General features: G+C 64.6%; 17 protein-coding genes and 1 pseudogene. 7 read left to right on the top strand and 11 right to left on the bottom strand.

Annotated features, from left to right (window positions below; all coding sequences use genetic code 11):
* Nucleotides 1-173 precede the first annotated feature (173 nt).
* Entirely contained in the window at nt 174-3128 is a 2955-nt protein-coding gene (locus LWC34_RS25835) for an ATP-binding protein (protein ID WP_233727733.1), read from the top strand.
* A gap of 34 nt (nt 3129-3162) precedes the next feature.
* On the opposite strand, the gene LWC34_RS25830 is transcribed toward LWC34_RS25835, so the two are convergent.
* Nucleotides 3163-4554: a M20/M25/M40 family metallo-hydrolase gene (locus LWC34_RS25830; protein WP_233727732.1), complete on the bottom strand. Its 1392-nt coding sequence runs from the start codon at nt 4552-4554 to the stop codon at nt 3163-3165.
* A gap of 649 nt (nt 4555-5203) precedes the next feature.
* Entirely contained in the window at nt 5204-5761 is a 558-nt protein-coding gene (locus LWC34_RS25825; RefSeq protein WP_233727731.1) for a TetR/AcrR family transcriptional regulator, read from the bottom strand.
* 71 nt (nt 5762-5832) lie between these two features.
* Between LWC34_RS25825 and LWC34_RS25820 the strand changes: the two genes are divergently transcribed.
* Complete coding sequence (locus tag LWC34_RS25820; protein ID WP_233727730.1) at nt 5833-7311, top strand: amidase; 1479 nt, start codon at nt 5833-5835, stop codon at nt 7309-7311.
* On the opposite strand, the gene LWC34_RS25815 is transcribed toward LWC34_RS25820, so the two are convergent.
* The 6 genes and pseudogenes from LWC34_RS25815 to LWC34_RS25790 form a co-directional block, all read right to left on the bottom strand.
* On the bottom strand, nt 7304-9040 hold the full coding sequence (locus LWC34_RS25815) for a dipeptide ABC transporter ATP-binding protein (protein ID WP_372496583.1): 1737 nt from the start codon (nt 9038-9040) through the stop codon (nt 7304-7306). The two genes, LWC34_RS25820 and LWC34_RS25815, sit on opposite strands and share 8 nt — an antisense overlap.
* Nucleotides 9037-10719: an ABC transporter substrate-binding protein gene (locus LWC34_RS25810; RefSeq protein ID WP_233727729.1), complete on the bottom strand. Its 1683-nt coding sequence runs from the start codon at nt 10717-10719 to the stop codon at nt 9037-9039. The genes LWC34_RS25815 and LWC34_RS25810 overlap by 4 nt, the downstream gene beginning before the upstream one ends.
* 10 nt (nt 10720-10729) lie before the next feature.
* Complete coding sequence (locus LWC34_RS25805; RefSeq protein WP_233727728.1) at nt 10730-11725, bottom strand: ABC transporter permease; 996 nt, start codon at nt 11723-11725, stop codon at nt 10730-10732.
* Entirely contained in the window at nt 11725-12663 is a 939-nt protein-coding gene (locus LWC34_RS25800; protein ID WP_233727727.1) for an ABC transporter permease, read from the bottom strand. Before LWC34_RS25800 ends, LWC34_RS25805 begins: the two co-directional genes overlap by 1 nt.
* Nucleotides 12664-13041: 378 nt before the next feature.
* Nucleotides 13042-13731, bottom strand: a pseudogene (locus LWC34_RS25795) (response regulator).
* Nucleotides 13686-14861 carry a sensor histidine kinase gene (locus LWC34_RS25790; RefSeq protein ID WP_233727726.1) on the bottom strand — a complete coding sequence of 392 codons (1176 nt, stop codon included), beginning with the start codon at nt 14859-14861 and terminating at the stop codon, nt 13686-13688. Before LWC34_RS25790 ends, LWC34_RS25795 begins: the two are co-directional and overlap by 46 nt.
* A gap of 115 nt (nt 14862-14976) precedes the next feature.
* On the opposite strand from LWC34_RS25790, the gene LWC34_RS25785 reads away from it, so the two are divergent.
* Nucleotides 14977-15522 carry a hypothetical protein gene (locus tag LWC34_RS25785; protein ID WP_233727725.1) on the top strand — a complete coding sequence of 182 codons (546 nt, stop codon included), beginning with the start codon at nt 14977-14979 and terminating at the stop codon, nt 15520-15522.
* Here LWC34_RS25785 and LWC34_RS25780 read toward each other — a convergent pair.
* Entirely contained in the window at nt 15494-18184 is a 2691-nt protein-coding gene (locus LWC34_RS25780; RefSeq protein WP_233727724.1) for an ATP-binding protein, read from the bottom strand. The genes LWC34_RS25785 and LWC34_RS25780 overlap by 29 nt on opposite strands.
* Before the next feature lie 157 nt (nt 18185-18341).
* Between LWC34_RS25780 and LWC34_RS25775 the strand changes: the two genes are divergently transcribed.
* The gene (locus tag LWC34_RS25775; protein WP_233727723.1) at nt 18342-19799 is read left to right on the top strand and encodes a S8 family serine peptidase; all 1458 of its coding nucleotides are present in this window, start codon (nt 18342-18344) and stop codon (nt 19797-19799) included.
* 12 nt (nt 19800-19811) lie between these two features.
* A complete protein-coding gene (locus tag LWC34_RS25770; protein WP_233727722.1) occupies nt 19812-21551 on the top strand; it encodes a S8 family peptidase in 1740 nt (579 codons plus the stop codon).
* 54 nt (nt 21552-21605) lie between these two features.
* Here the strand turns inward: LWC34_RS25770 and LWC34_RS25765 are convergent, their stop codons facing one another.
* Together LWC34_RS25765 and LWC34_RS25760 are read right to left on the bottom strand one after the other, a co-directional pair.
* The gene (locus tag LWC34_RS25765; RefSeq protein ID WP_233727721.1) at nt 21606-22835 is read right to left on the bottom strand and encodes an aminotransferase family protein; all 1230 of its coding nucleotides are present in this window, start codon (nt 22833-22835) and stop codon (nt 21606-21608) included.
* Nucleotides 22836-22851: 16 nt separating this feature from the next.
* Entirely contained in the window at nt 22852-24021 is a 1170-nt protein-coding gene (locus LWC34_RS25760) for an acyl-CoA dehydrogenase family protein (protein WP_233727720.1), read from the bottom strand.
* A gap of 61 nt (nt 24022-24082) precedes the next feature.
* Here LWC34_RS25760 and LWC34_RS25755 point away from each other — a divergent pair, with 61 nt between their 5' ends.
* Entirely contained in the window at nt 24083-25132 is a 1050-nt protein-coding gene (locus LWC34_RS25755) for a CaiB/BaiF CoA transferase family protein (protein ID WP_233727719.1), read from the top strand.
* Nucleotides 25129-25770 (top strand): GntR family transcriptional regulator, encoded by a 642-nt coding sequence (locus LWC34_RS25750; protein WP_233727718.1) that lies wholly within the window; start codon nt 25129-25131, stop codon nt 25768-25770. Before LWC34_RS25755 ends, LWC34_RS25750 begins: the two co-directional genes overlap by 4 nt.
* The last annotated feature ends 470 nt before the right edge of the window (nt 25771-26240 follow it).

Genomic DNA, 26240 nt, shown 5'->3' with positions numbered 1-26240 from the left:
AAGGGACAAAAAGGTTTCATCGGCCGGGTCATTGCAACGACACGTAACGAGGCGATTTCGGATTCCATGTCCAGCTAGTGACGTCTGCACGGATGACGGCAGAATGGAGAATTGTCCGAAGGCCCGACCAGCGAGGGGAAGCGCTGGTGGAGATCAATTTCAGGATATTAGCCGTGCCCGCTGTACGCATCCATGACCACTTCGAAACCGACTGGGTGCACGCCAAACCACGGGGAATGTTCTCCGTCCTGCTGCTGCGGGCGCGGGAACCGGTCTCGGTCACCGAACTGACCGACTGGATCTGGCCGGTCGGGAAGGCGCCTGATGATCCATCCGGCGCGTTGTCGACGTACAAGAAGCGGATTGTCGCCGGGCTAGCGCGGATGAACCTGCCACCCCGGATCTTCTACCGCAACGGCAGTTACCGGCTCGACGTTGACCGCGAAGAGATCGACTTCCACGAGTTCTGCCGCAGAGCGGAAAAGGCCCGCTCGGCCGTGCGGCAAGGCGATCACGCCAATGCCGTGCGAGAGCTGACATCCGCCGTCGACGATCTGTGGACGGGCACTCCCATTCCGGATCTGCATGGCGAACGTGCGGCCAATTGGCGCCATATGGCGATATCCGAGCATCTCATCCCGGCGCACAGCGCACTGTTCACCTGTTTGAGCGTGCTCGGCGAACACGAGCAGGTGTTGCGCAGGCTGGCGGAACTGCCCGTTGAGCTCCGGCAGAACCTGACCATGCTCAAACACCGCCTCGCCGCACAGCATGGGGCACGCCGCTTCGGCGAAGCGGACAGTTTCTATCTGGATCAGCGCAAGCGGCTGAAAAACGAGGGCAGCCTCGACGAGGCGGACGAGCTTACGCGGTTCCAGAACGAGTTGCTGGCGCGCAAGCATGACCAGCGAATCGTGTTGCCAACGCCGCCGGCGCCACCACAGCCTGCTGAGGCGCCGTATTCGCTACCGCACGACGTGAACGACTTCTTCGGCAGGGAATCGTTGGTGCGGGAACTCGACCGGGTGACCACGGCCTCGGACGGTGTGCCGACGCCGACGATCGTGGTCTTGTCCGGAGATCCCGGCGTCGGCAAGACGGCACTCGCGGTGCGGTGGGCGCACCTGGCCGCAGATCGCTACCCCGGCGGCCGGCTTTACCGCGACCTGAACGGATTCGGCGAAGGGCACCCGGTGCACGAGTCCGAAGTGGTCGATGAGTTCCTTGCGACGCTGGGGCTTTCAGCCGAAGCCATGGCGTCTCCGATGGGCCGCAAGGCCAAACTCCGCGGCCTGCTCAGCGGGAAACGTGCCCTCGTGGTCCTCGACAACGTCCGGGACCACAACCAGATCCGCCAGCTACTCGACTGCCTCAGCACCTGCACTGTCCTGGTCACCAGCAGGTCCCGGTTGCCCGATTTGGTGCGCAGGGGCGCATCGACAGTCCCGGTCCAGCCGTTGACGTACGCCGAAGGAAAAGCGTGGCTGACCACGTGGCTCGGGCCGCGCGCCTTGGCCGAGGTAACAGCGACCAGCGACCTCGTGGCGCTGTGTGGAGGAATCGCGCTCGTCCTGCGGATCGTCGCAGAGCGCACCCGCAGCAGACCTGGCGTCGCATTGGCCGAGTTCGCTGACGAGCTACGTGACGAGCACACCATGCTCGGCCTTGGCGGACGCGGCGCGGAGGGCAGCGTGCGCGCTGCGCTGGGTTGGTCCTACAACGCCTTGCGGCCTGCTGAACAGCGGGTGTTCCGGTTGTTGGGGGTACACCCTGGCCCGGATGTCAGCGTCGAGGCCGCTGCCGCGCTGACCGGGCAGGACCGCAAACAGATCCAGGGGGACCTGGATGCCCTTGTCGATTTCCACATGGTCAGCCAGCCCGAATCACTCACCCGGTACCGGCTGCACGACCTGCTCCGGCGTTATGCCCACGAACTGGCAGCGGAAGCAGACGAAACACCGGCGGCGGAGCGCCGCCTGTTCGACTTCTATCTCTCCAGCGCCCAGAACGCCGACCGGCTCGTCATCCCTCATCGTATGGCGGTCGACACCGGTCCATCGGTCGCCGGCGTAGCGCCGATCAAGTTCACTGACAAGGAAACCGTGTCGCGGTGGGCTCACCGTGAACGAGCGAACATCAACGAGCTCATCCGATACGCCGCCGCACGAGGGCATCACCACTTCGCGATGCAGATGCCCAGCGTGATCGGCGAGATCTTCCAACGACTCGGACATGGGCTCGATGTGGTTGCCGCGCTGCGGATCGCGGTGCGGTCCGCGCGGATCGCCGGTGATCTGTTCGAAGAGGCGTGTAGTTGGGGGAACCTCGGCTTCCACCAATTGGCTTTGCGGCAGTTCGACGCCGCCACGGACAGTTTGCAGACCGCACGGACAATGTTCAACCAGGTCAACGATCCGGTCGGGATGGCTGCCACGGATATGCGGCTTGGCATGCTCGCGGTCGAGCAGCGTGACTTCCGTCGTGCCATCGAACTGCAGCTGTCCGCGCTGCGGGCGTTTCAACGCCTTCGTGCGGCCGGGGAGGAAGCCCTCGCGCTGTCCCGGCTTACGGAGACGTACCGCAGGAGTGGAAACCTCACCGACGCAACAGAAGCCGGGCGGGAAACGGTCTGGTGCGCGGAGCGGATCGGTGACACACACACGAAGGGCCGCGCGTTCATCGAACTCGCGGCGATCCACGCGGAGCGTGGCGCGTTGGCCGAAGCGAAGGACTATTGCCTACGCGCACTCGAGACCCACGATCACAACGACTTGGGCCCGTTGGGCGCGGCATACAACGTGCTGGCCGTGATCCACGTTAGCCAAGAGGACTACCAGGCCGCTGAACAGTGCGCACGCCGTGCGCTCACGCATTGCCGAGGCGCCTTCGACATCCGCGGCAAGGCACAGGCGCACCGGATGATCGCGGAACTGATGCACCGGCAGGCGAGGCATGAAGAAGCGGCGGAGTCATGGACACTCGCGCTCAGCCTGTTCGAAGCGATGGACGACCATCAGGCCGCGACAGGCATCCGCGAACGGCTGGCGGAGATCCCTGCGGTCGCCCTGATCCCGGCAGAACGGACCGAATCCCTGCAACACCCGCCCGCCCGGTTCACGACTGGATAATGGGCTCCCGGCGCGAGTCACCGGGAGCCCAACGTCAGGACTGCGGTGTCGGGAAGGCAACTGGGCTGCGGCGTCCGGCCTTGTCATAGGCGCGGACGCCGAAGAACACGTTGTCCTTCGACAGGTCGATCACGGCCGCGGCGACGTCTCCGACGTCGATGTAGTGCGTCCAATCGTGGGCTGTGGTCTCACGCCAGACAACCTCGTAACCCCCGAGATCAGGCTCGGATCCACGCTGCCACAACAGATCCGTTTCGTTGGTGAGACGGGATGTGTTGATCCGGACACCCTTCGGCGTGCCAGGACCCGTCGCCAACGACCACAAGGTCGCCGCGTTGACCTTGGCAACCCTTGCGATGTAAGGAAAATCGCAGAACTCCGGCAGATCACCGAACTGCACGCCGTTCTCCACCCGGACGTCCTGGTGCTGATGGGCGTAGTTCTCGTTCGGCTCGGTGAACCTAGCGGCCGGATATGCCTGCTCAAGGAACGGAATGTGGTCGCCGCCGCGCAGATACCTGTCCCTGCGGTAGATCACGCGCACGTTCATGCCGGTCGCGTCGTTGACCGCGACGCTTCGAACGAACCGGGACAGCTGGCGTGACGTTGAGTCGTTCTCGCCGCCGACAGACCGTCGGATGTTGGCTTCGGCAGGGGTCTCCGCCGTCGGCACGCCTTCCGCGAACAGCCGGACCGTTCGTGGATCGCGCGTGCCGTCGTCTGCCGTGCTGCTGCCGACGATGTCGTTGGTGAACATCGCTTGGACATCCGCGCCCGTGGTTTTGAACTGTGTCGCCATGTGCCTTGCGCCGTGCAGACCTTGCTCTTCGCCCGCGACGGCGGCGAACACAATTGTCGCTTCGGGGCGACGCTTCGACATGATCCGCGCCAGTTCCATGGAGACCGCGACGCCTGATGCGTCGTCGTTCGCACCCGGCGCGTCCTTGGTGAAGTCGTTCGCGTCGGTACACCGTGAGTCGTAGTGGCCGGAGACCACGTAGATGCGGTCAGGCGATGTCGTTCCTCGCAGGGTGGCCATCACGTTCGTGATCCGGACCGGTTCGGGGATCCGGGGCGGGGCCGGTTGCTGGATGTAGGACTGCAGTTCGACCTTCATGTTCGGGTTGGCCGATTTGCTCATCTCGGCGAAGATCCAGTCACGGGCCGCCCCGATGCCACGAACGGGATCATCCTGCGCGGACAGGGTGTGCCTGGTGCCGAAGGAGGCCAGTTTGCGGACGATCGCCTCGATCCGGCGCTCGTCGATCTCCCGCAGGATCGCCTTGAGCTCGGCGTCCGGCGGCTGCGGCTTGATTGGCTTGCCCGGGCCGCGGTCACCCAGTTGCTCGGCGCCAGCCGGGATACCGGTGGTCGCCACCGCGGCCGCGGCGATGGATGCGGACAAGAACGTTCTTCTCGTGCCCATGCCCGTCGTCCTACGCGCAACCCAAGGTCATGTCCAGCCCCGAAAGTCGCGCAGCCAAATACCCGCCAAACCCCGCCATCCAGGGGAGCCCTTGATTCAAGTCAACCACAAGGGTCCGACAATCGGCGGTTCTCGCCGTTTCCGGGTCCTGCTTCCAGCCAGCCGTTCCAACCAGGGATGTCACCGTTTCCGGCTCGCCACATCCAGTCAGTGGGACACCAGTTTCTGGCCAGCCACATCCAGCCGTTTCCAGCCAGCCGTTTATCCGGCTGTTCCACCAGCGACGTCGCCGTTCCAGCCAGCTTCAGTGGCAACAGCAATTCCCGAGGCGGCTGCCGCGACTGCGGTCAGGGTGGCACGTGCCCCGGTCCCGTGCGGGTGGTGGACCGTTGCGAGGGGAAGATTCGGGGCGTTCAACGCCGCTAGGGTGGCCTTCACGGCATCCCGCCGCGTCACACGTGAGATAGATGGAGCAGGTGTGACTGCCGAGGCGATCTGGCGTCCACAGTGGACTCTCAGATGCCTCGTGGGCCTCTTGTGACACACGCGGGCGTGCGCCATCGCAACAGCAATTTCCCCAGGGGGACCCCTGATTTTTACGTTACCGCAGGGGTACGACAGTTTTCGCTTGGCTGAGCGGATCTACTGGTCAGGGCACCTGGCGGGCGAGCAGCCGTTGCTCGAAACCGGCGAGCATGGCCGTCAGGCCGATCTCGAAGGCGCGCTCCGCCTCCTGCGGGGTTCGGACCACCTGGTCCAGCACCGAGCCGATGGCGACGTACTCCACGGCCCGGACCATCGGGAACAGTTCATCGTCCGGCCAGCCTGCCTCCCTGAGCACGTCGAAGACCTGCTCGTAAGCCCCGAGGATCACCGGCGATTCGATGGGTTGGGTGGCCAACAGCGGCACGACCTGCGGATGTGCGGCGAACGAAGCCCGGTAAGACCGGGCGAACCGCGCACAGGCCACGGTCCACGGGCGCAGATTTGTCAGGTCGAGGTCCATCTCGGCGAGCAGAAGCTCGCGCATTCCGTCGATGATCTCGGCGCGGCTGGCGACATGGTTGTACAACGATGGGCCCTTGACGCCGAGTTCTGCCGCGATTCGGTTGGTGGAGAGGGCTTCCGCGCCTTGCGTGTCCACGATGTGCAGGGCTGCGCGCATGATCGCGTCCCGGGTGATCAGTGGGCTCTTTGGTCGTGGCACGGGTGATTGCTCCTTGTGGACAGCGCGACCATAGTTTATAAAAACTAGAGCCTCTAGTTAAGGTGGGTCCAGTGGACTACGACGAGTACCGGCGGTACGACGCGGTTGGCCTTGCCGAACTGGTGGCGCGCGGCGAAGTCTCCCCCGTCGAGCTGCTCGATGTGGCGATCGAGCGGGCCGAGCAGGTCAATCCCAAGCTGAACGCGATCGTCTACCCGATGTACGAGATCGCCAGAAAGCGTGCGGCGGCCAACCCGGCAGGCCCGTTCGCGGGCGTGCCCTTCTTGATCAAGGACCTGGGGCAGGATTATCAAGGCCTGCCAACGGGTTCTGGTTCACGCTCGCTAAGAGGCCAGGTCGCCGTGTCCCACAGCGTGAATGTCCAGCGGTGGCTGGACGCCGGGCTTGTCATCTTCGGCAAGACCGCTACCCCCGAGTTCGGTGCGAAGCCAGTCACCGAGCCGGAAGTCACTGGGCCGACCCGCAATCCCTGGAACCTCGCGCACACGCCCGGCGGGTCCTCGGGAGGCGCGGCCGCAGCGGTCGCGGCCGGTATCGTGCCTGTCGCCGGTGCCAGTGATGGTGGCGGCTCGATCCGGATTCCCGCCGCGTGTTGCGGGTTGTTCGGGCTCAAGCCTGGGCGAGGGTTGCTGTCGAGCGGGCCGCGCCGCGCGGAGTCTTTCCATGGTGCGGCAACGGATGGCGTGATTTCCCGAACGGTACGCGACACTGCCGCGATGCTGGACGTGCTGACCACCCGTCCCGATCCAGGCGGTCCTTACCTTCCCGGGTTTCCTGCGGAGTCCTTTGCTGAGCTGGCGGCCCGTGAGCCTGGCAAGCTGAAGATCGGGTTCACCACACGCTCGCCACTCGGGACTCCGGTGCACGAAGACGCGGTCGCCGCGGTCGAGCAAGCTGTGGCAGTGTTGGAAAAGCTTGGGCACGAGGTGGAAGCCGCCGAGCCGGACATCGATGGACGCCAACTTGGTCGCGACTTCCTTTTGGGCTGGAGCGCAAACGCCGCCGCGACCATTGTGGACGTTCAGCGCAGTACCAAAGCGCGTCCGCAGGACTTCGAACTCGATACGCGTCTGCTCGCCGCGGCGGCATGGCGGGTTCGCTCGCCCGAGTACGTCATGGCGCACATGCGGTGGAACGACTACACACGCGCGTTGGCCGCGTTCCACGAGCGCTACCACCTGTTCCTCACGCCGTCGCTCGGCAGGCCGCCGGTGCGCATCGGCGAGCTCAACGCCCCAGCCGCCATCCGGATGCTCGGAAAAGTACTGCTGGGCCTGAAATTGGCTGGGCCGTTCAGCAAAACAAAGGCTTGGTCGGATCAGGTTCTTGAGAACCTGGCAGCGGTTCCGTTCACGCAACTCGCCAACATCACCGGGCGGCCAGCCATGTCCGTTCCGCTTTACCGGACTCAGCCCGGTCTGCCGCTCGGTGTGCAGTTCGTTGGCGGCTTGGGCAGTGAGCCAATGCTGCTCGCATTGGCTCACCAGCTCGAAACCGCCCATCCTTGGGCCGACGACCGTCCTATGTGAGCTGTCGCCACGCCTCACGCCGTCGGCGCTGCTCCTCCGGATCCGCGACCGGCGCCGCAGCAAGCAAGCGCTGGGTGTACGGGTGGATCGGCTCGCTCAGCACGCCGTTCGTCGGGCCCTGTTCGACCACGTGGCCGCGGTGCATCACCGCGACCCGTCCGGCGAGTTGCTCGATCACCGCGAGGTCGTGGCTGATGAACAGGCACGCGAAGCCGTGTTCCGCTTGCAGGGCACGGAAAAGGTCGAGAACCTTGGCCTGCACGGAAACGTCAAGCGCGCTTGTCGGCTCGTCGGCGATCAGCAGTTCCGGGTCGAGGGCCAACGCACGCGCGATACACACGCGCTGCCGTTGCCCGCCAGACAACTCATGTGGGTAGCGAGTCCGCAAGGACGCCGAAAGCTGGACGGATTCCAGCAAGTCGACAACCCGTTTGTCCACATAGGAGCCAGAAAGCGCCTTGTGGAGCCGGATCGGTTCGGCCACGCTCTCGCCGACCGGAGTACGCGGATTCAGCGACGACAATGGATCCTGGAAAACCACGCCTATCTTGCGCCGCAACGCTTTGGCAGCACGGCCACGCACACGCGCGATATCAACACCACTGACCGAAGCACTGCCACTGGTGGCCTTGACTAGACCAGTGACCGCACCGGCCACTGTGCTCTTGCCGGAGCCTGATTCACCGACGAGCCCGAGCACTTCACCGGGCTCGATGTGCAGGCTGACCCGATCGGCCGCGCGTACGGAGATCGCGCGGAACCTACCGCCGTAAACCACGGAGAGGTTCTCGACGCTCAGGACCGGCTTGTTGGCGGGCACGTCCGGAACGGACTCCGACGCCGGATGTTCCGACACAGCAAGGTGGTTCTCGCGGACCACCAGGTCTGAAGCAAGCGCTCGTTCGATGCCTTCGGTCGCTCGGGAACCGAGCGTGATCACCGAACCGAGCAACTCTTGGGTGTACTTCTCTTGCGGTGCGGAGAAAATCTCGGTCACTGTGCCTTGTTCGACGACTTGGCCGTCGTACATCACCACGACCCGGTCGGCCAGATCCGCCACCACGCCCATGTCGTGCGTGATCAGCAGGATCGCGGTCTGCAGCCGGTTTCGGAGGTCCCGCAACAACTCCAGGATCTCCGCCTGGACCGTGACGTCCAGCGCGGTGGTTGGCTCGTCCGCGATCAGCAGCTTTGGCTCGTTGGCCACGGCCATCGCGATCACGATCCGCTGCAGCTGACCACCGGACAGCTCGTGTGGATACGACCTGAACCGGCGAGTCGGCTCGGGCAGGCCAACGAGTTCAAGCAGTTCGATCGCGCGCTTGCGGGCGTCCGCTGTGGACAGATCCTGATGCGTCTTGATCGCCTCGACGAGCTGGTCGCCCACAGTGAACACTGGGTTGAGCGCGCTCATCGGCTCCTGGAACACCATGCCGACGTCACCGCCGCGGACCTTGCGCAGGTCCGCGGGCGGCATGTCGTACAGGTCCCGGCCGTCCAGAAGCGCACGGCCGGACACCTTCGCGGTCGACGGCAGCAGTCCCAGCAAGGACATCGCCGTCACAGTCTTGCCCGAGCCCGATTCCCCAACCACGGCAACGACTTCACCTGCCGCGACAGAGTAGGACACCGAGCGCACCGCTTGGACAGTGTTGGTCGAAGATGTGCCGAAGCTGACCTCGACACTATCCAAGACCAACAACTGGCCGAGTTCAAGCAGATCCGTCACTGAATGAGTCCGAACTGCCGGTAGTCGGCGTATGCCGGGAACCGGCCGATCTTGACGTTGCCGACCGCCGAACCGTGCAGGTACGAGTTGCGGGTGTAGATCAACGGGACGACCGGCGAGTCGGCCATGATCTTCTTGTCGAGTTCGGCCCACTTCTTGCCTGCCTCAACCGGGTCCACTGTGGCCTGTGCCTCGGTGATCAGCCGGTCGACGTCAGGGTTGTTGTAGCGCGCGGTGTTGTAACCACCGCCACCGATCTCAGTGGACTGGAACAGCGGCTGAATGTTCGCGTTGGCCGACGGGATGTCCGGCTGCCACGAGGTGAGCGCCAGGTCGTAGTCCGGGTTGTCCTTGGTCTGGACCTCGGCCGTGAAGGTCTCGTCGTCGAGCGTCCTGATCGTCACCTTGATACCGGCGGCGGCAAGGCTGGACTGGATCGACTCGGCCTTGCGCGGCCAGTCGTTCTCCGACTTGGTGACCAGCACCATGCCGTCGAGACCGTTCGGCAGACCGGCAGCGGCCAGCAGCTCCTTGGTCTTGGCCGGGTCACCTTCCGGCTTGGTCTGGTAGAGGTCGAACTGCTCGCGACCGGCGAGGCCCGGCGTGATCAGCGTGGTGGCGGCGTCACCGGCCAGCTGCGCACTGCCCGCACTGGCGATCTGGTACGCGGACTTGTTGATCGCGTACTGGAAAGCCTTGCGCACGTTGACGTCCGTAAGCTTGCCTCGCTGCGTGTTCAGCGAAAGGTAAGCCAGCGCACCGGATTCCGAAGTGACCAAACGGGACTTCGCCGACGCGTTGCCCTGGATCTGAGCGAGCTGCGCGGGCGAGGCGAACGAGACACCGAAAGCGTTCTTGTCGTCGTCGCTGTCATCGATCAGCCGCTTGGAGATCACGTTGGTCTGCTGGCTGAACTGCCAGATGACACGGTCCGGATAGGCCGGACGGGTCTCGTCGGTCTTCGGGTCGAAGTTGGTGTTACGGACAAGCACGGCCTGCTTGCCGCGCTCGAACGTCTCGATCTGGTACGGGCCAGAGGCAACCGGCTTCTCGCCGTAGTTCGCCTCCGCGCCCTTGCCCTTCGGCACTGGCGCGAACGCGGGCGTGCTGGCCACCCAGTTCCAGTCACCGTAGGCGCGGGAAAGCTTGAAGATGATGGTCTTGTCGTCCGGCGTCTCGATCGAGCTGAGCTCCTGGCCGCCGTCGAACGGCCCCTTGTACGCCAGGCCAGGCGACAGCAAATCCTTGTGGTACGCCAAACCGCCGGAGAACGCGGGCGCGAACGACCGCTCGAGGCCCCACTTGATGTCCGCGGACTTGATCGGCGTGCCGTCGCTGTACTTCACGCCGTCCTTCAGCGTGAAGGTCCATGTCTTGCCGCCGTCGCTGGCCCTCCCGGTGTCGGTGGCCAGGTCGGGCACGATCGTGGTGTCCTGTCCTGGCGCGACCTTCCACGAGGTCAAGCGCCGGTGGACGAACTGCAGGCCGGTGACCACCAGGCTGGAGCTGCGGGCCGGGTCGTACTGCTGAGTCGGGCCGTCGTACAGCAGGTAGAGCGTGCCACCCGCCTTGACGGCGCCGCCGCTGCCACTCTGCCCGGCTGGCTTGTCGTTGGCGCCGCAGGCGGCCAGCAACACTGCCACCGCTGCGATCCCGGCGAGCGAATGCCTGCGTTTCATCGGTTCCCCTTCATGTCAGCCGTGCCCGTGGGTCGAGCACGCCGTAAAACAGATCGACAAGGAAATTGACGACCGTGACCGCCAATGCCGCGAACAGCGTGACGCCAAGCAGAATCGGCAGGTTCAAGCTCCGGATGGAGTCCACAAGCAGCATGCCGACACCCGGCATGCTGAAAATCCGTTCGGTGATCACGGTTCCGGCAAGCAGCAGGCCAAGGTCCACACCGAACACGGTGACCACGGGCAGCATCACGTTGCGCAATGCGTGCTTGCCAACGACTTTGCGTTCGGTCAAGCCTTTCGCCCGCGCCGTGCGGATGAAGTCCTCGCCAAGGGTTTCCAGCATCTGGCCCCTGGTGAGCCGCGCGTAGATCGCAGCGTGCAGGAACGCGAGTACCAGCCACGGCGTGATGAGGTGCCACGCCCATTGCACGACGTCCTCACCAATAGGCACGTACCCGTTCTTGGGCACGACATCCAGAGCGAAGGCGAAGATCGTGATGCCAAGCATGCCAGCGAGGTACGCGGGCATCGACACGCCAGCCATGGCCACAGCCATCGTGATCCGGTCGAGTGGCGTCCCGCGCTTGAGGGCCGACAGGACACCGAGGCCGACTCCGGTGACCAGCCAGATGATCGCGGCACCGATGGCGACCGAGACGCTCACCTCGACGCGGTCGAGAATCTGCTCGAGCACCTCGGCGTTGTTCTGGAAGTCGTACCCGAAACATGGTGCGGGGCACTGGATCGCGGTCTGTCCGGTGCCGAACGTCCGGCCGGTGAAGATGCCGCCGACGAAGTCGAAGTACTGCTGGTACCACGGCACGTTGTAGCCCATGAACTCACGGGCCAGGTTCAGCGCCTCCGGCGAGCACGGGCGTCCACACGCGAGCTGAGCCGGATCCGACGGCAGGACATAGAAAACAACGAACGTGATGAACGAGACGATCAGCAGAACCAGGATCATGCCGGCGAAACGGCCTGCCACGAATTTGACGACGCGCATCAGCCCCGGCCCTTCGACTTCGGGTCAAGCTCATCCCGGATGCTGTCGCCGACAACGTTGAACGCCAACGTGATCAGGAAAAGCATCAGGCCTGGGAAGATCAAGTACATCGGATCGGTCTCGAAGTAGTCGATGGCGTCCGAGATGGTCCGGCCCCAACTGGGAGTCGGCGGCAGCACACCGGCGCCGAGGAACGACAGCGCGGCCTCGTTCCCGATCATCGACGGAATGGTCAAACTGGACACAATGATGATCGGCGCCCACAGATTGGGCAGCAGCTGTTTGATGAAGACGTGCCACGTCCCGCCGCCCATCACCTTGGACGCCGACACGAAGTTGCGCTGGCTCAAGCTCAGCACCTGCGCCCGGACGATGCGCGCGACCCGCGGCCAGCCGAAGATCCCCAGCACGACGATGAGCAGCAGCTGGCGTGGAAACTCGATCGGCGCGACAGCACCAAGCGCGATCATGAAGACCAGCGACGGGAAACCGAGCATCACATCCGACGCCCACGAGACCACGCGATCCCACCAACCGCCGATGTAACCCGCGCTGGCGCCGATCAACACACCGAGAACGGTCGCGAGGACCGTCGCGCCAAGCCCGACAAGGAGACTGACGCGCGCGCCATAGGCGACGAGGGCGAACAGGTCGATGCCGCGCAGCGGTTGCACGCCGAACCAGTGATCACCGCTGACTCCGCCGAGCGCGCCCGCGGGCAGGCCGTCCGGGCCTAGCGCGTCCAGGTTCTCGTTGAGGTCCTGGCCTTCGATGGCCACCCAGAGATCGGCGCCGATTGCCAGCGCGACAATCGCGACGACCATGATCGCGCAGGTCAGCGTCCAGGCGTCCCGGCGGATCGCGCGCCACAGGGCAGCCGGGAGGGAACGTGCGGCACCCGGCGTGACTTCGCCGCCAAGCGGTAAGGGGTCGGACACGGCACCTTCCGTAGTCGGCTGTTCGGGTGACCAGCACGGACCTTAGGCCTGGTCCGCGCCCGGCCACGCATCATCTCACCATGTGGTCGGGTAGTAACACCCGCCGAACCGCCGTCCATCCGGACGTAACGCATCCGAGTGAACTCCGCGCGAACGGACCGTTCGCGCGGGTTCGTCCCTTGACTTCGCTGGTCAAGGCCATTTTTCCCGATATAATTGTGCTCGGGGAGCCCCCACCCCCTTGGGATGGGCGGGGGCTGCTTTTTTGCTGGGTGGTGATCTTGGCGACTTTGGCCTGCGTTTTGTGTGTGAGTTTTGGGCGGGCTTCGCGTCCACTTAGTGGTACGGAGCGTGCACTCTGCGTTGTGTTTCCCAGGTCTAATCGGGGACCAGGCCCGCGTCCTGTGCCAGGATCGCGGCCTGCACCCGTGACTGCAGGTCGAGCTTGGTCAGCACGCGTGACACGTGCGTCTTCACGGTCGTCTCGCCGATGTACAGCTTGCGCCCGATCTGCTAATTGGACAGCCCTTCCGCCAAGCAAATCAGCACTTCACGTTCCCGCTCGGTCAACTGGTCGAGGCCAGGCGGAGTGCGGGGCGGCTTCGGCGCGTTGGCCGCGAAGGCACTGATCAGGCGGCGCGTGACCTTCGGTTCGAGTACGCCATCGCCCTCGGCGACGAGTTTGATCGCCTCGACCAGACGCGGCGCCTCGACCGACTTGAGCAAGAACCCGGCGGCACCGGCGCGCAACGCCCCATGGACATATTCGTCCAGGTCAAATGTGGTCAGCACCAGCACATCGCACACGCCATCGCGCACCAGCTGCTCGGTCGCCTCGATGCCGTCCACGCCGGGCATACGGATGTCCATCAGCACCACGTCCGGCCGCAATGCCCGCGCCATCCGTACGGCGGCGGCGCCATCACCCGCCTCGCCGACGACTTCGATGCCGTCCGCGCGGGTCAGGATCAGCACCAGTCCGGCACGGATCGCCGCGTGGTCGTCCGCGACCAACACCCGAATCAACTCGCCACTCCTCCCATGGGCAGCACCGCGCGCACCCGCCATCCGCCTTGCCACGGGCCTGCTTGGAAATCTCCGCCGACCGCGTGCGCTCGTTCTCGCATGTTCACCAGGCCTGTCCCGGTGCCTTTTCCTGGCGGCCCGGTCATCTCGTTGAGGACTTCGATGATCAGTTCTTCGCCCGCGACCTGCACGTCGACCCGCGCACCGCCGCCGCCCGCGTGCTTCAGCGCGTTCGTCAACGCTTCCTGGATGATGCGGTACGCGGCCAGGTCGACCGCGACGGGCAACTCGTCGAAGGACTTGTGCACATCCAGCGAAAGGCCGCCCGCTCGCGCCGAGTCCAGTAGTTTGTCCAACTCGGCCAGACGGGCTGGCGCGGTGCGTGGGTCCGCTGTTCCGCCGTCGGCACGCAGGATGTCGATCATCGAGCGCATCTCGGCCAGGGACTGGAGGCTGTTCTGCCGCACCGATTCCAGGACTGTCCGGACGAGTTTCCGCTCTTTCTCGTCGTCGACCATTGTGAGCAGGGCTTCGGACTGGATCGCGATGGCTGACAGGTGCCCGGCGACCACGTCATGCAGGTCACGGGCCATTCGCGAGCGTTCCGCGTTGACCGCGGTGCGCCGGTCGAGCTCGGCGATCTGACGCAACTGCCGTGACTGCTTGCGTTCGGCTTGCAGGAGTTCCTCGTGCTGACGGATGTTGAACGACCACCAGATCGGGACGACCAACAGCGTGAACAGATTGACGGTGGTGAAGAACGCGCGGCGCCAGTCCGCCGACGCGATGCCGTCCACCAGGGAGATGCCCACTGCGAGGGCGATCATCACGCCGAGGATCACCTGAGCCGCCCGTTTGCTGGCCCCCAGCGTCGCGCAGAACAGCAGGTCGATGAAGACGATCATCACCGGGAGCGGCAGGTCGTAGGTGAAGTCGTAGACCATGATGCAGGACGCGATCGCCAGCGCGGGGATCGGCGCTTTGTGGCGGAACAGCTGCGCGGCGAACAACACCATGGACTGGCCGACCAGAACCCACACGGGAAGCTGGTTCTCGGTCCTGAGCGCGTAGAGGTTCGTGGCGTAGAGCACGAGCGCGACGCCGAGGTAACTCGATGCGACGAACAGGTTCCACCACGGGCGCTGCCCGTAACGGCGGACTCCTTCGATCATCAGCACACGACAATCACAGCACAGGTAGCCAACTGGCTGGGTCGTACTAAGGGATGACTGGCGCCCGTACTCCCGTGTGACGCTTTCGCCGCGCCGGTCACGCAGGCTTGACACCATGCTCATGGTGACGTTGATCGTGGCGTGCGAGATCGGGTTCTGGGTCGTGCTCGGCGCGGGCCTTGTGGCCAGGTATCTGCTGCGGTGGAGGCGGACCAGCACGGTGTTGCTGCTGTGCGTACCGCTGGTGGACGTGGTGCTGTTCGCGGCCACGGTCATCGACCTGCGGGGAGGCGGGTCGGCGGGTTCCGTCCATGGGCTGGCCGCGGTGTACCTCGGCGTCAGTGTCGCGTTCGGACACAGCATGATGCGCTGGGCGGATCAGCGGTTCGCGCACAGGTTCGCCGACGGGCCGCCGCCGGTGAAACCGCCGAAATCGGGGTCGGCGCGCGTCCGCTACGAATGGCGCGAGTCGGGGAAGTTCATGCTGGCGTACGCGATCGCGTGCGGCGTGATGGCGTTGCTGATCTTCGTCGTGAGCACGCCGGAGCACACCGCGGCCTTGTGGCGGGGCACCATCCCCGGACTGTCCATTGTGGCCGTTATCTGGTTTCTGTCGCCGTTGTCGGCGACCATCAAGAGATTAGTTCCTGCCTCGAACTGACGCCCATTTTGCGCAGGATGCTGGCGACGTGCTGCTCGACCGTGCGTCGGGACAGGAACAAGGCGGACGCGATCTCGCGGTTGGTCTGACCGGCCGCGAGCAGGCGCGCCACGTCGAGTTCCCTGGGGGACAGCTCGTTGCCGTAGCCACGGCGGCCTCGTCGGGAGGGAACGGGGCCGCCTGTGGTGCGGATCAGGTGACGGCAGCGCGCGGCATCGGTGGTCGCGCCTAGGTTTTCGTACTGTGTGGCCAGGTCGTTCAAGGCTTCCGGTGTGGTTGCCAGCCTTTCGGCCATTTGCGCGGCGCGATATGGCTGGCCGAGAGTTTCGTACTGGCGTTGGGCGACTTCGTAGGTGCCGAAGCCAAGGTGGGCTCGGCAGGTGGCGAGCGCGGCTCGTGCCAGGGGCGCGTCGACTGAGATCAGAGTCGTTGCGAGCTCACGGGATAGTGCTTGGGCGTCCAGCACTCTCCCGACTTTCAGATACGCATCGACGGCCTGGCCCGCGATCTCACCGGCCCATGACCAGATTCCCTTTCGGCGCAGCACTTTCAGGCCTTTGTCCGCTTGACAGGCCGCGCTTTCGGGGTCGTCACGGGCCAGCAGCAGCGTGACCATTCCGCCGAACGCGGCCACAACAACTGGCGCAATCGCGCTTTCCGGCGCGTCAAGGCCGGTCTGGTGGAAGCATTCGGCCGCGGTGTCCCAGTCGCCTTGTGCCGTGGCCAACCAGCCGCGGACCAGGTACAGCTCGGCTGTCACCGGCTGCAGGTGCTCGTAGACCTCGGCGAGCTGGCGGGCTCGTTCGTCCAAACCGGACCAGTTGCCTGCCAGCCAGTCCAGCCTGATCCGGCTGGCTTCCGCGGTGCCGACGATGTAGGGCGCGCCCGATCTGGTCGCCAGGTCCAATCCGGTCCGCAGATACTTGGCGGACCAGCGATAGTGACCGACCCACGAGTACGAGTCCGCGATGTTGTTGTACAAACGCGCGAGCTGCCGCGTGCTTTCCGGGTCGTCCGCTGGCGGCGGTGTGACCTCGTCGATGGCGCCTTCGATGTGGATTCTGGCGCCAAGGATGTTGGCCAGCAAGGCGATTCGGACCGCCGGAACCTCATCCAGGTGTTGTTCGACCTTCTGCAGCCACACCAGATGTTCGGCGATCGGTGCCGTACCGAGGTATGGCATGGCCAGCACTGCCATTCCACGCAAGGCGCGTTCCGGGCGATGTGCCAACGCGGGCAACGCGAGCTCGATCTCGGTTCTGCCTCGGTCGATCTCGCGGTAGCCGCGGACAAGCACGAGCCCTAGTCCCAATTGGACCTCGCCACGGACCTCTTCGGACAGTCGCGGATCGGCAAGCAGACGTTCGAACTGCGCGGTGACTTCGTGCTGATGCAGTCCGGCCAGCGCGTCCTGGCACAGCTTTGTGGCCAGTCGGTCGACGTCCGCGGCAGGTACTTCGGGCTCGGAGACCAGGGCGCAGCGCAGTTCGATCGCTGTGGAGGCGTCGCCCGCGTCCATCGCGGTGTCGGCGGCTTGTTCGCCGTAGCGCAGCCAATCCTGCATCAGTCCGGCGCGTTTGCAGTGCTCAGCGAGCTGGACGAGTGGCTTGGGTTCGAGTCTGGACAGGACACGGACCGAGCGCATGTGCAGTTCCTGGCGCCGTGGTCCGGGCAGCGAGTCGTACACCGTGCGGCGCGCGAGGGCGTGCCGGTAGCCGTACTTGTTCTCGACGGATTCAACCAGGACACCGGCTTCGAGCAGTTTCGTGGTCGCTTGCTGGGTACGCGACTGCGTCTCGACCGCGATCGCGCTCAACGCATCGATTCCCGCAGGCACGCCAAGCACCGCTGCGGCTTCGGCGATGCCGCGGGCGATCGTCTGCAGGCCGTCAAGGCGTTCGATCATGGCTTCCCGCAGGGAGGCTGGGACTTCGACCGTGTCGAGCAACCGAGCGTCCGGGTTGCGCAGGGCGTGCATGGTCTCTTCGACCACGAACGGGATTCCGGCCGTGCGCTTGTGCAAGGTCGTCGCGAACTCGTGCGTGACAGGCCGCTGCAGGATGGCTTCCGCCAAGGTTCGGACGCCGTTCGCGTCCAGCGGTTTCAGCACGATATGGGTACTTTTTGGCGGCCGGAAGGCGCGGCCGAGGGTTGTTCCGCCTGGCAGGTCTTCTCGCCGGTACGTGAGAACAAGCGATAGCTCAGCCGGCTGGTCGGTGAGGATGAACCGCAGCAGCTGGCGTGTGCCCTCGTCGGCCCAGTGAATGTCCTCGATGACCAGCGTGATCCGGCCGATGGCGGTGATCAGGTCACGGACCGCGCGAAACAACCGGTGCCGCTCGGCCGCGGGGTCGCCGAGCGGTTCCGGTGCTGGCGGAAGCCGATCGGCCAGCTCAGGGAGGTAGGGCCGCAGCGCGCCGGTGATAGCGCCAAGACGTCCGGTCAGCTTGACTGCCCCGAGACATTCGAAGATCACGCCGTACGGGAACGGATCACGCAACGGCTGGCAGTGCCCAACCACGCATTCGGCCAGCTCGGCGACCAGCCGGGTCTTGCCGACGCCTTCCTCACCCTCGACGAACACCACCGATGGCGCGTTCGTGACGGCGGCGGTGAGCATGGCCAGTTCCTCGCCGCGTCCCACCAGCACTGGTGAGGTCATTTACGCAGGGTATTGAGGATGCGGCCGGGCACGGAACCGTCTTTCGGGCCGATCATCGGTAAAAAGATACGTACCCCTACGGATCGCTGCCTCGATTGTTCCCCGCTTGGTGCCCACGGATGGTGCTGGGACATCCCTGCAACTGAAAGAGGCACCTATGCGAGGGGCAATACTCGCCGTGGGCTTGGCGGTGTTGTTCGGCGGCGCACCCGCTGTCGCAGCACCGGCCGCTACAAGCTACATCGTCATGCTGAAACCGGGCGCGTCGATCAACTCGATGAACTACAAGACGGACCGTGAATACACCGCGCTCGGCGGTTTCGCGGCAACGTTGACAGTGTCCGAAGCGCGCGCTTTGGCCGCCGATCCGCGCGTCGTCTCCGTGACACACGATGGAATTGCCCGAATATCGGACACCCAGAACAACGCCACCTGGGGCCTGGATCGAATCGACCAGCAAAACCTGCCATTGGACACCAAGTACACGTACGCCAACAAAGGCGACGGCGCGACCGTGTACGTGGTCGACACCGGCGTGTATTTCGCGCACCCGGAGTTCGGCGGGCGGGCGAGAAGCGGCTATGACTTCATCGACAACGACTCCGACGCCTCAGACTGCCAGGGGCACGGCACGCATGTCGCCGGGACCGTCGGCAGCACAACCTATGGCGTGGCCAAGAACGTCAACATCGTTTCGGTGCGTGTGCTGAACTGCCAGGGAACCGGGCAGTGGTCTCAGATCATCAGCGGCATCGACTGGGTGGCGCAGAACGGCAAGAAACCCGGGATCCTCAACATGAGCCTCGGCGGTTCTGGTCAGTCCTCAGTGGACGATGCGGTTCGCCGGGCGGTCCAGGCCGGTTTCGTGAACGCTGTGGCGGCTGGCAACAACAACGGTGCCGATGCTTGCAACACTTCGCCCGCGCGTACTCTTGAGGCTCTCACCGTTGCTTCTTCCGACAGCAGCGACAACCGGTCTTCGTTCTCGAACATCGGGACTTGCGTGGACATTTTCGGGCCGGGCTCGTCGATCACATCGACCCGCAACGGCGGCGGAACCACACAGATGTCCGGGACTTCCATGGCCACTCCGCATGTTGCCGGTGCCGCGGCTTTGGTTTTGACCGCGAATCCCGGTTTTTCGCCCGCCCAGGTTCGCGATGCTCTTGTGAATAATGCTGCTTCTGGCGTGGTGAAGGACGTGGGTTCGGGTTCGCCGAACAAGATGCTCAACACTCAGTTCATTGGTGGCGGCGGGCCTCCTGCCTGTGGGGCGAAAGGCAATGCGGACGATGTGTCCATTCCGGACGCTGGGGATGCGGTGACCAGTTCGATAGAGAACGCCGGGTGTGATGGGCGGGCTTCGTCCAGCCTTCCGGTTCGGGTGGATGTCGATCACACGTACACGGCTGACTTGGCTGTGGATCTGATCGGCCCTTCGGGTGCCGTGTTTGCGTTGCATGCTCCCGGTGGCATCGGTGAGGCTGGCGGGATTCACCAGACGTACACGGTGGATGCTGCCGGGGAGAGCGCCAATGGGACCTGGCAGTTGCGGTTGCGCGATGTCTACCGGTTTGACGCCGGTGTGTTGACCGGCTGGTCGATCACGTTCTGAGGGAGCCTTGTCATGAGATTGATTCTTGGCGTTGCCGCTACCCTTGTGGTTGCCGCGACACCCGCCTTCGCTCAACCAGAAGGCCTTGTCATTCAAGCTGAACAGCATTTCCCCGGCAGCTACATCGTGCAGACCAAGCCTGGTTCTTCCGCTTCCGCACTGAGTATTCAGTATGGCGGCACTCTGCACGCTGAATACAGAGTTTCTTATTCCGGGTTCAATGTTCGGGGCCTGTCCGAGGCCGGGGCCCGGCGACTGGCCGCCGACCCACGGGTGCAAGCGGTCTACGAGGACGGGATGGCCAGGATCGCGGACACCCAGAACAACCCGCCGTCCTGGGGCCAGGATCGGGTCGACCAGAAAGCCCTGCCCCTGGACAGCAAATACACCTACGCCAACAAAGGCGAAGCCGTCACCGCATACGTCATCGACACCGGCATCAACCCGAACAACCCGGAATGGGAAGGCCGGGCAAGCTACGGCTACGACTTCGTGGACAACGACAGCGAAGCACAAGATTGCCACGGCCACGGATCCCACGTGGCAGGCACGATCGCAGGCAAGACATACGGCCTGGCCAAGAAAGCCAAGATCGTCGCGGTGCGGGCCCTCGGGTGTGGCGGGACCGCACCGGATTCAGCGGCCGTGAGCGCGATGGAATGGATTGCCAAGAACGCCAAGAAACCCGCGGTCGTCAACATGAGCCTCGGTATGGACAACGTCGGCGTCGGCGACGCCCAGGCGAAAGCGTTGGTACAAGACGGAATCACGGTCGCCGTGGCTGCTGGGAACAGTAGCGCCGACGCCTGCAACACATCTCCGGCACGCGTGCCAGAGGTGATCACTGTGGGATCAACGGAACGCAACGATGGCCGGAGCAGTTTCTCCAACTACGGTTCCTGCCTCGACATTTTCGCGCCGGGCGGCAACATCGTGTCCACGGGAATCAACAGCGGGTCGGCCACTATGTCCGGAACCTCCATGGCCAGCCCGCACGTCGCGGGAGCAGCGGCCCTTTACCTCACCGCCAACCAATCCGCGACGCCGCAACAGGTTCGCGACGCGCTCGTGAACAACGCGAGCGGCGGGGTGGGTAACCCGGGCAACGGCTCGCCGAACAAGTTGCTCTACACCGGATTCATCGGCGGCGGCCAGAATCCTGGTTCGTTCGCCCTTGCCCTGTCGCCATCACAAGGCCAAACCGACGCGGGCAAACCAGTGTCCACAACGGTCACAACGAAGGCAGGCGAACAGGGCGCTGAAACCGTAAGCCTGACGGCCACCGGACTTCCCACCGGCGCGAAGGCGACCTTCCAGCCAAGCGAGATCCAATCTGGACAGAACGCCAAGCTGACTATCGAAACCTCAGCGTCCACACCGGCCGGTCAGCATCGAATCACGGTGTCCGGCAAAGGAATTATCGAGACCAAGACCGCCGACTTCACCCTGAGCGTCGGTGGCCCGCCGACCGGCGACCTCACACTGGCTGTGTCACCAGGGTCCGGGACGGCGCGGCCAGGAGGATTCCTGACCGCGACCGTCTCAGCGACCGGCGGAACAGGCACGATCACGCTGGACGCGACCGGCGTTCAGTTCAAGCCGTTCTTCAACCCGCAGACCGTCAGCCCAGGTGGATCGTCGCAGATCACCATCATCGCGCCGTTCCAAACGGGCACCTACAAGATCACCATTACCGGCACGGACTCGTCCGGCAAGACCGGCAGCACCGAATACTCCCTATCCGTGCAGTAAGAACCTCGTGAGTGGTTAAGCGTGTTAGAACACGTCTAACCACTCACGACCAAACTAGAGGTCGCGCAATGCCTGGTCGAACCCGGCGACCATCTCACTGACCTCGGAATCGGTCATCGTCAAGGCTGGCGAGATCTGCAAGCCGCCCGCACCGACGGCGCGACCGGACACGCCATGCTTACGCAGCAAGCGAATCATGGTGAAAGCGTCAGGCGCGTTGACCATCTGAACCGCCGCGACAGCACCGAAACCACTGCGCACCTCGGCGACAGCGGGATGCACAGCCAACGTGCCAAGTTCCTTGTCCAGAGTGGACTCAAGGCGTGCCGCGGACGACAACAAATCATCACGTTCCACAATGTCCAAATTGGCCAGTGCGACCGCGGCACTCGTGGCGTGACCGGAGTACGTGTACCCGTGCCGCAACCACACACCTGGCTTGTAGAACGGTTCGGCGACGTGACCAGCGATCAGCACGGCACCCATGGGCAGGTAGCCGGACGTCAGGCCCTTGGCCGTGGTGATCATGTCCGGGTCCAGATCGAACCGCGTGCTGGCGAACCAGGCGCCGCCGATCCGACCGTAGCCGGTGATCACTTCGTCCGCGACGAACAGGATGTCGTTGTCCCGGCAGACTTTCCGGACTTCGGCGAGGTATCCGTCCGGCGGCGGGTACACGCCACCGGCGCCGATGACCGGCTCGCAGAAGAACGCGGCGATCTTGTCGGCGCCGATCCGCGTGATCTCCGCCCGCAAGGCCTCAGCCGAATCCCAGGTAACCGTTGCGGCGTCTGGCATCAGCGAGCCGTAGCCTTCGCGGTTGCCCGGAATGCCCGCAAGCGCAGTGCCGCCGACGTGCGTGCCGTGGTAGGCGCGCTCCCGTCCGATCACGATGTTCTTGTCCGCCTTGCCCTGCTCGTGCCAGTAACGCCGGGCCAGCTTCAACGCCGTGTCGATCGAGTCCGAGCCACCGCTGGTGAAGAAGACCTTCGTGTCCTTCATCGGCGCGATCGACGACAGGCGTTCAGCGAGCTCGATCGTCGCTGGCGTTGCCACGTCACCGAACGTGTAGTACGCGGCGATGTCACGCATCTGTTTGGCCGCGACGTCAGCCAGTTCCTGACGACCGTGGCCGACGTTGGTGAACCACAACCCCGCGGTCGAGTCGAGGTACCTGCGGCCTTCGGTGTCCCACACGTACACGCCCTCGCCACGGGCGACGACGAACTCGCCGTTCTGGGTGACCGCACCCATGTCCGAGAACGGGTGCCACAACGCCCCCATGTCCAAGCCTCCTAGATCAGCGGAATGCGGCCTGGCCCGTCAGCGCCTGACCGATCACGAGCAAGTGCACCTCGCTCGTACCCTCGTAGGTAAGCACTGATTCCAGGTTGTTCGCATGTCGCATGACCGGATACTCCAGGGTGATCCCATTTGCCCCGAGAATCGTGCGGGCTTCCCTGGCAATCTGCAGCGCCGCGCGGACGTTGTTCAGCTTGCCGACGCTGACCTGCTCGGGCTTGAGCGTTCCCGCGTCCTTCAAGCGGCCGAGCTGGATCGCCAGCAGCATGCCTTTGCCCAGCTCGACGGCCATTTCGGCGAGCTTGGCCTGCGTCAGCTGATACGCCGAAAGCGGCTTGTCGAAGACCTCGCGGTCGCCCGCGTAGGCGATGGCGGCCTCAAGGCAGTCCCGGCCCGCGCCGATCGAGCCGAAGATGATGCCGAACCTGGCCTCGTTCAGGCAGCCGAGCGGGCTGGACAGGCCCCTGCTCAGGGGCAGGATCGCGTCGCCGGGCAGCCGGACGTTCGCCAGGACGAGCTCGCTGGTGACCGACGCGCGCAGGGAGAGCTTGTTGTGCACGGTGTTGGCCGTGAACCCCTTGGTGTTCGTCGGGACCACGAAGCCGCGGATACCTTCGTCGGTGCGTGCCCAGACGACCGCGACGTCGGCGATCGAGCCGTTGGTGATCCACATCTTGGTGCCGTTGAGCACCCAGTCGGACCCGTCCTTCTTGGCGTTGGTGCGCATGCCGCCGGGGTTGGAGCCGAAATCGGCCTCCGTCAGGCCGAAGCAGCCAATCGCCTCGCCCTTGACCATCTTGGGCAGCCACTCGTTCTTCTGCTCTTCGCTGCCGTACGCGTAGATCGCGTACATCGCCAGCGACCCCTGCACGGAGACCAGGCTGCGCACGCCGGAGTCAGCGGCTTCGAGCTCGTGGCAGGCCAGGCCGTAGGAAACCGCGTTCGTGCCCGCGGCGCCGTAACCATGCAGGTGCATGCCGAGCAGGCCGAGATCGCCCATTTCTCGCGCCAGGTCGCGCGCGGGCAGGTCGCCCTGCTCGAACCATTCCGCGAGGTGCGGCCGGATCCGGTCGGTGCAGAACTTGCGGACCGTGTCGCGGATCGCGCACTCCTCGTCGGAGAGCAAGCTGTCGGCGTCGACGAGATCCAGCGGGGCAAGACGGGTCATGGTTGGCAGGCTAACCCAGAATTGGATCCAATATCAATTCTCCAATGATAGGGTTCACAGCGTGCAAGCTCTGTCCGGCGTGACGATCGCCGACTTCTGCCGTGTGCTGGCCGGGCCGTACGCCACGATGCTGCTCGCCGACCTTGGGGCGACGGTCATCAAGGTCGAGCGGCCGGGAACTGGCGACGACACCCGCGCGTGGGGGCCGCCGCATGTCGACGGGGTGTCGACGTACTTCATGGGCCTCAACCGGAACAAGCGCTTGGTCACGCTGGATCTCGCGGACCCAGCGGCAGTGGAGCTGGCCTCGTCGGCGGATGTCGTGGTCGAGAACTTCCGGCCAGGCACGATGGCGCGCCACGGCCTGGACTACGCGTCGTTGTCGGCCGTGAATCCGCGGTTGGTGTACTGCTCGATCACGGGATTTGGGTCGTCATCGTCGTTGCCCGGCTACGACCTGCTCGTTCAGGCCGTCGGCGGGTTGATGAGCGTGACCGGGACACCCGAGTCGCCGGTCAAGGCCGGGGTCGCGTTGGTGGACGTGATCACGGGGCTGCATGCGATGGCTGGCATCCTTGCCGCGTTGCGGCACGTGTCGATGACCGGAGAGGGCCAGCTTGTCGAAGTCTCACTGTTGTCGTCGCTGCTTTCCGCGCTGGTCAACCAGTCCGCGGGGTACGTGATGGCCGGTGTCGTACCTGGCGCGATGGGCAATGCTCATCCCAGCGTGGCGCCATATGCCGTGTTCACGGCTCGCGACCGGCAAATCGTGCTCGCAGTTGGCAACGACAAGCAGTTCGCTGCCCTGTGTGCCGCGTTGTCCTTGCCGCCTGATCCGCGGTTCGCCACGAATGCTTTGCGCGTGACCAATCAGGACGCTTTGACTGCCGCGATCAACTCCCGTTTGTCCACGGAAGACGCGGCACACTGGTTCTCGGTGCTGAACGATGCCGGTGTCCCTTGTGGACCGATCAACGATGTGGCCGAGGCCGTGTCGCTGGCTTCTTCGGTCGGCTTGTCGCCGGTCGTGTCGATCGACGGCTTGTCACACATCGCGAACCCGATCAGTCTGAGCCGTACCCCTGCCGAATACCGGAGCAATCCCCGATGAAGCGCCCGCTGACAACCCAGGAATTCGTGCTCGCCGAGCTGCGTCGGGCGATCCTGACCGGCGAGATGTCCCCCGGTTCGCCCATCCGCCAGGACTCGCTTGCCGAGAAGCTCGGCGTGAGTCGCGTTCCGCTTCGGGAAGCGCTGCGGACCTTGGAGGGCGAGGGGCAGGTCATCTACCGGCCGCACCGCGGGTATCAGGTCGCCGATCTTTCGTTGGACGATTTGCTTGAGGTGTACCGGATTCGCGAGCTGCTTGAGACCGAGGCGACCCTGCGGGCCGTGCCGCTGATGTCGTCGGAGGACATCGAACGCCTTGAGCAGGCGGAAGAGGACATCATGCGGGCCGCGGCGGCTGACGACATCGTCGCGATGGCCGCAGCCAACCGGCAGTTCCATTTCACGGTGCTTGAGGCTTCTGGCATGCCGCGGTTGACTCGGCTTGTCCGGGTCATGTGGGACGCGACGGATGCCTATCGGGCTTTGTATTACAGCTCTGCCGACAACCGTGCCCGGGTTCATGCCGAACACAAGGCGATCATCGCGGCCATTCGCGCAGGAGACGCTGCCGAGGTTGTGCGGCTGTGGAATGAGCATCGGGCGGGGGCTGTGTCCACACTGCGCACCATCGTCCAGTAGCGCCTGTGGATAACTCAGCTCGACCCCTCAAACCTGTCAGCCCCGTACGGTAGCGTTGAAATCGGGGGTCCCCTGGGGGATTTGGTGGTGCAGGTGAGGCCACGGACTTGAACGTTTCAGCTGGTCACAAACGGCGCAGGGTCGACTGTCGCCGACATTTCAGGTCCACAATGGACGAGTTACCGTCACATGAGTCCCACTAGCCACGCACACCACACCTATCACCCAAGTTGACGCCGTGAAGGTCACCTTCACGGTTTCCAACGCCCCAAAAGTTCCCCTCACGAACCGTCGCGAGCCTGAGCTAAGGCCACTGTGGACAGCCGTCGACCACCAATACCGCGGCCACACCTTGCCGCCCACGTTTCGCACCCTCGTTCCCCACGCCGACAGACCACCTCTGAGGTGCGAAAACTCTCTTGAGTCAGTAGCGGCTCCCCGGAACTGTCAGCCCCCTACGGTAACGTAAA

It is taken from the genome of Kibdelosporangium philippinense, from assembly GCF_021390435.2.
Classification (GTDB): domain Bacteria; phylum Actinomycetota; class Actinomycetes; order Mycobacteriales; family Pseudonocardiaceae; genus Kibdelosporangium; species Kibdelosporangium philippinense.
Note: the sequence above shows the minus strand (reverse complement) of the source record. Positions and strands in the feature narration are given on the sequence as shown.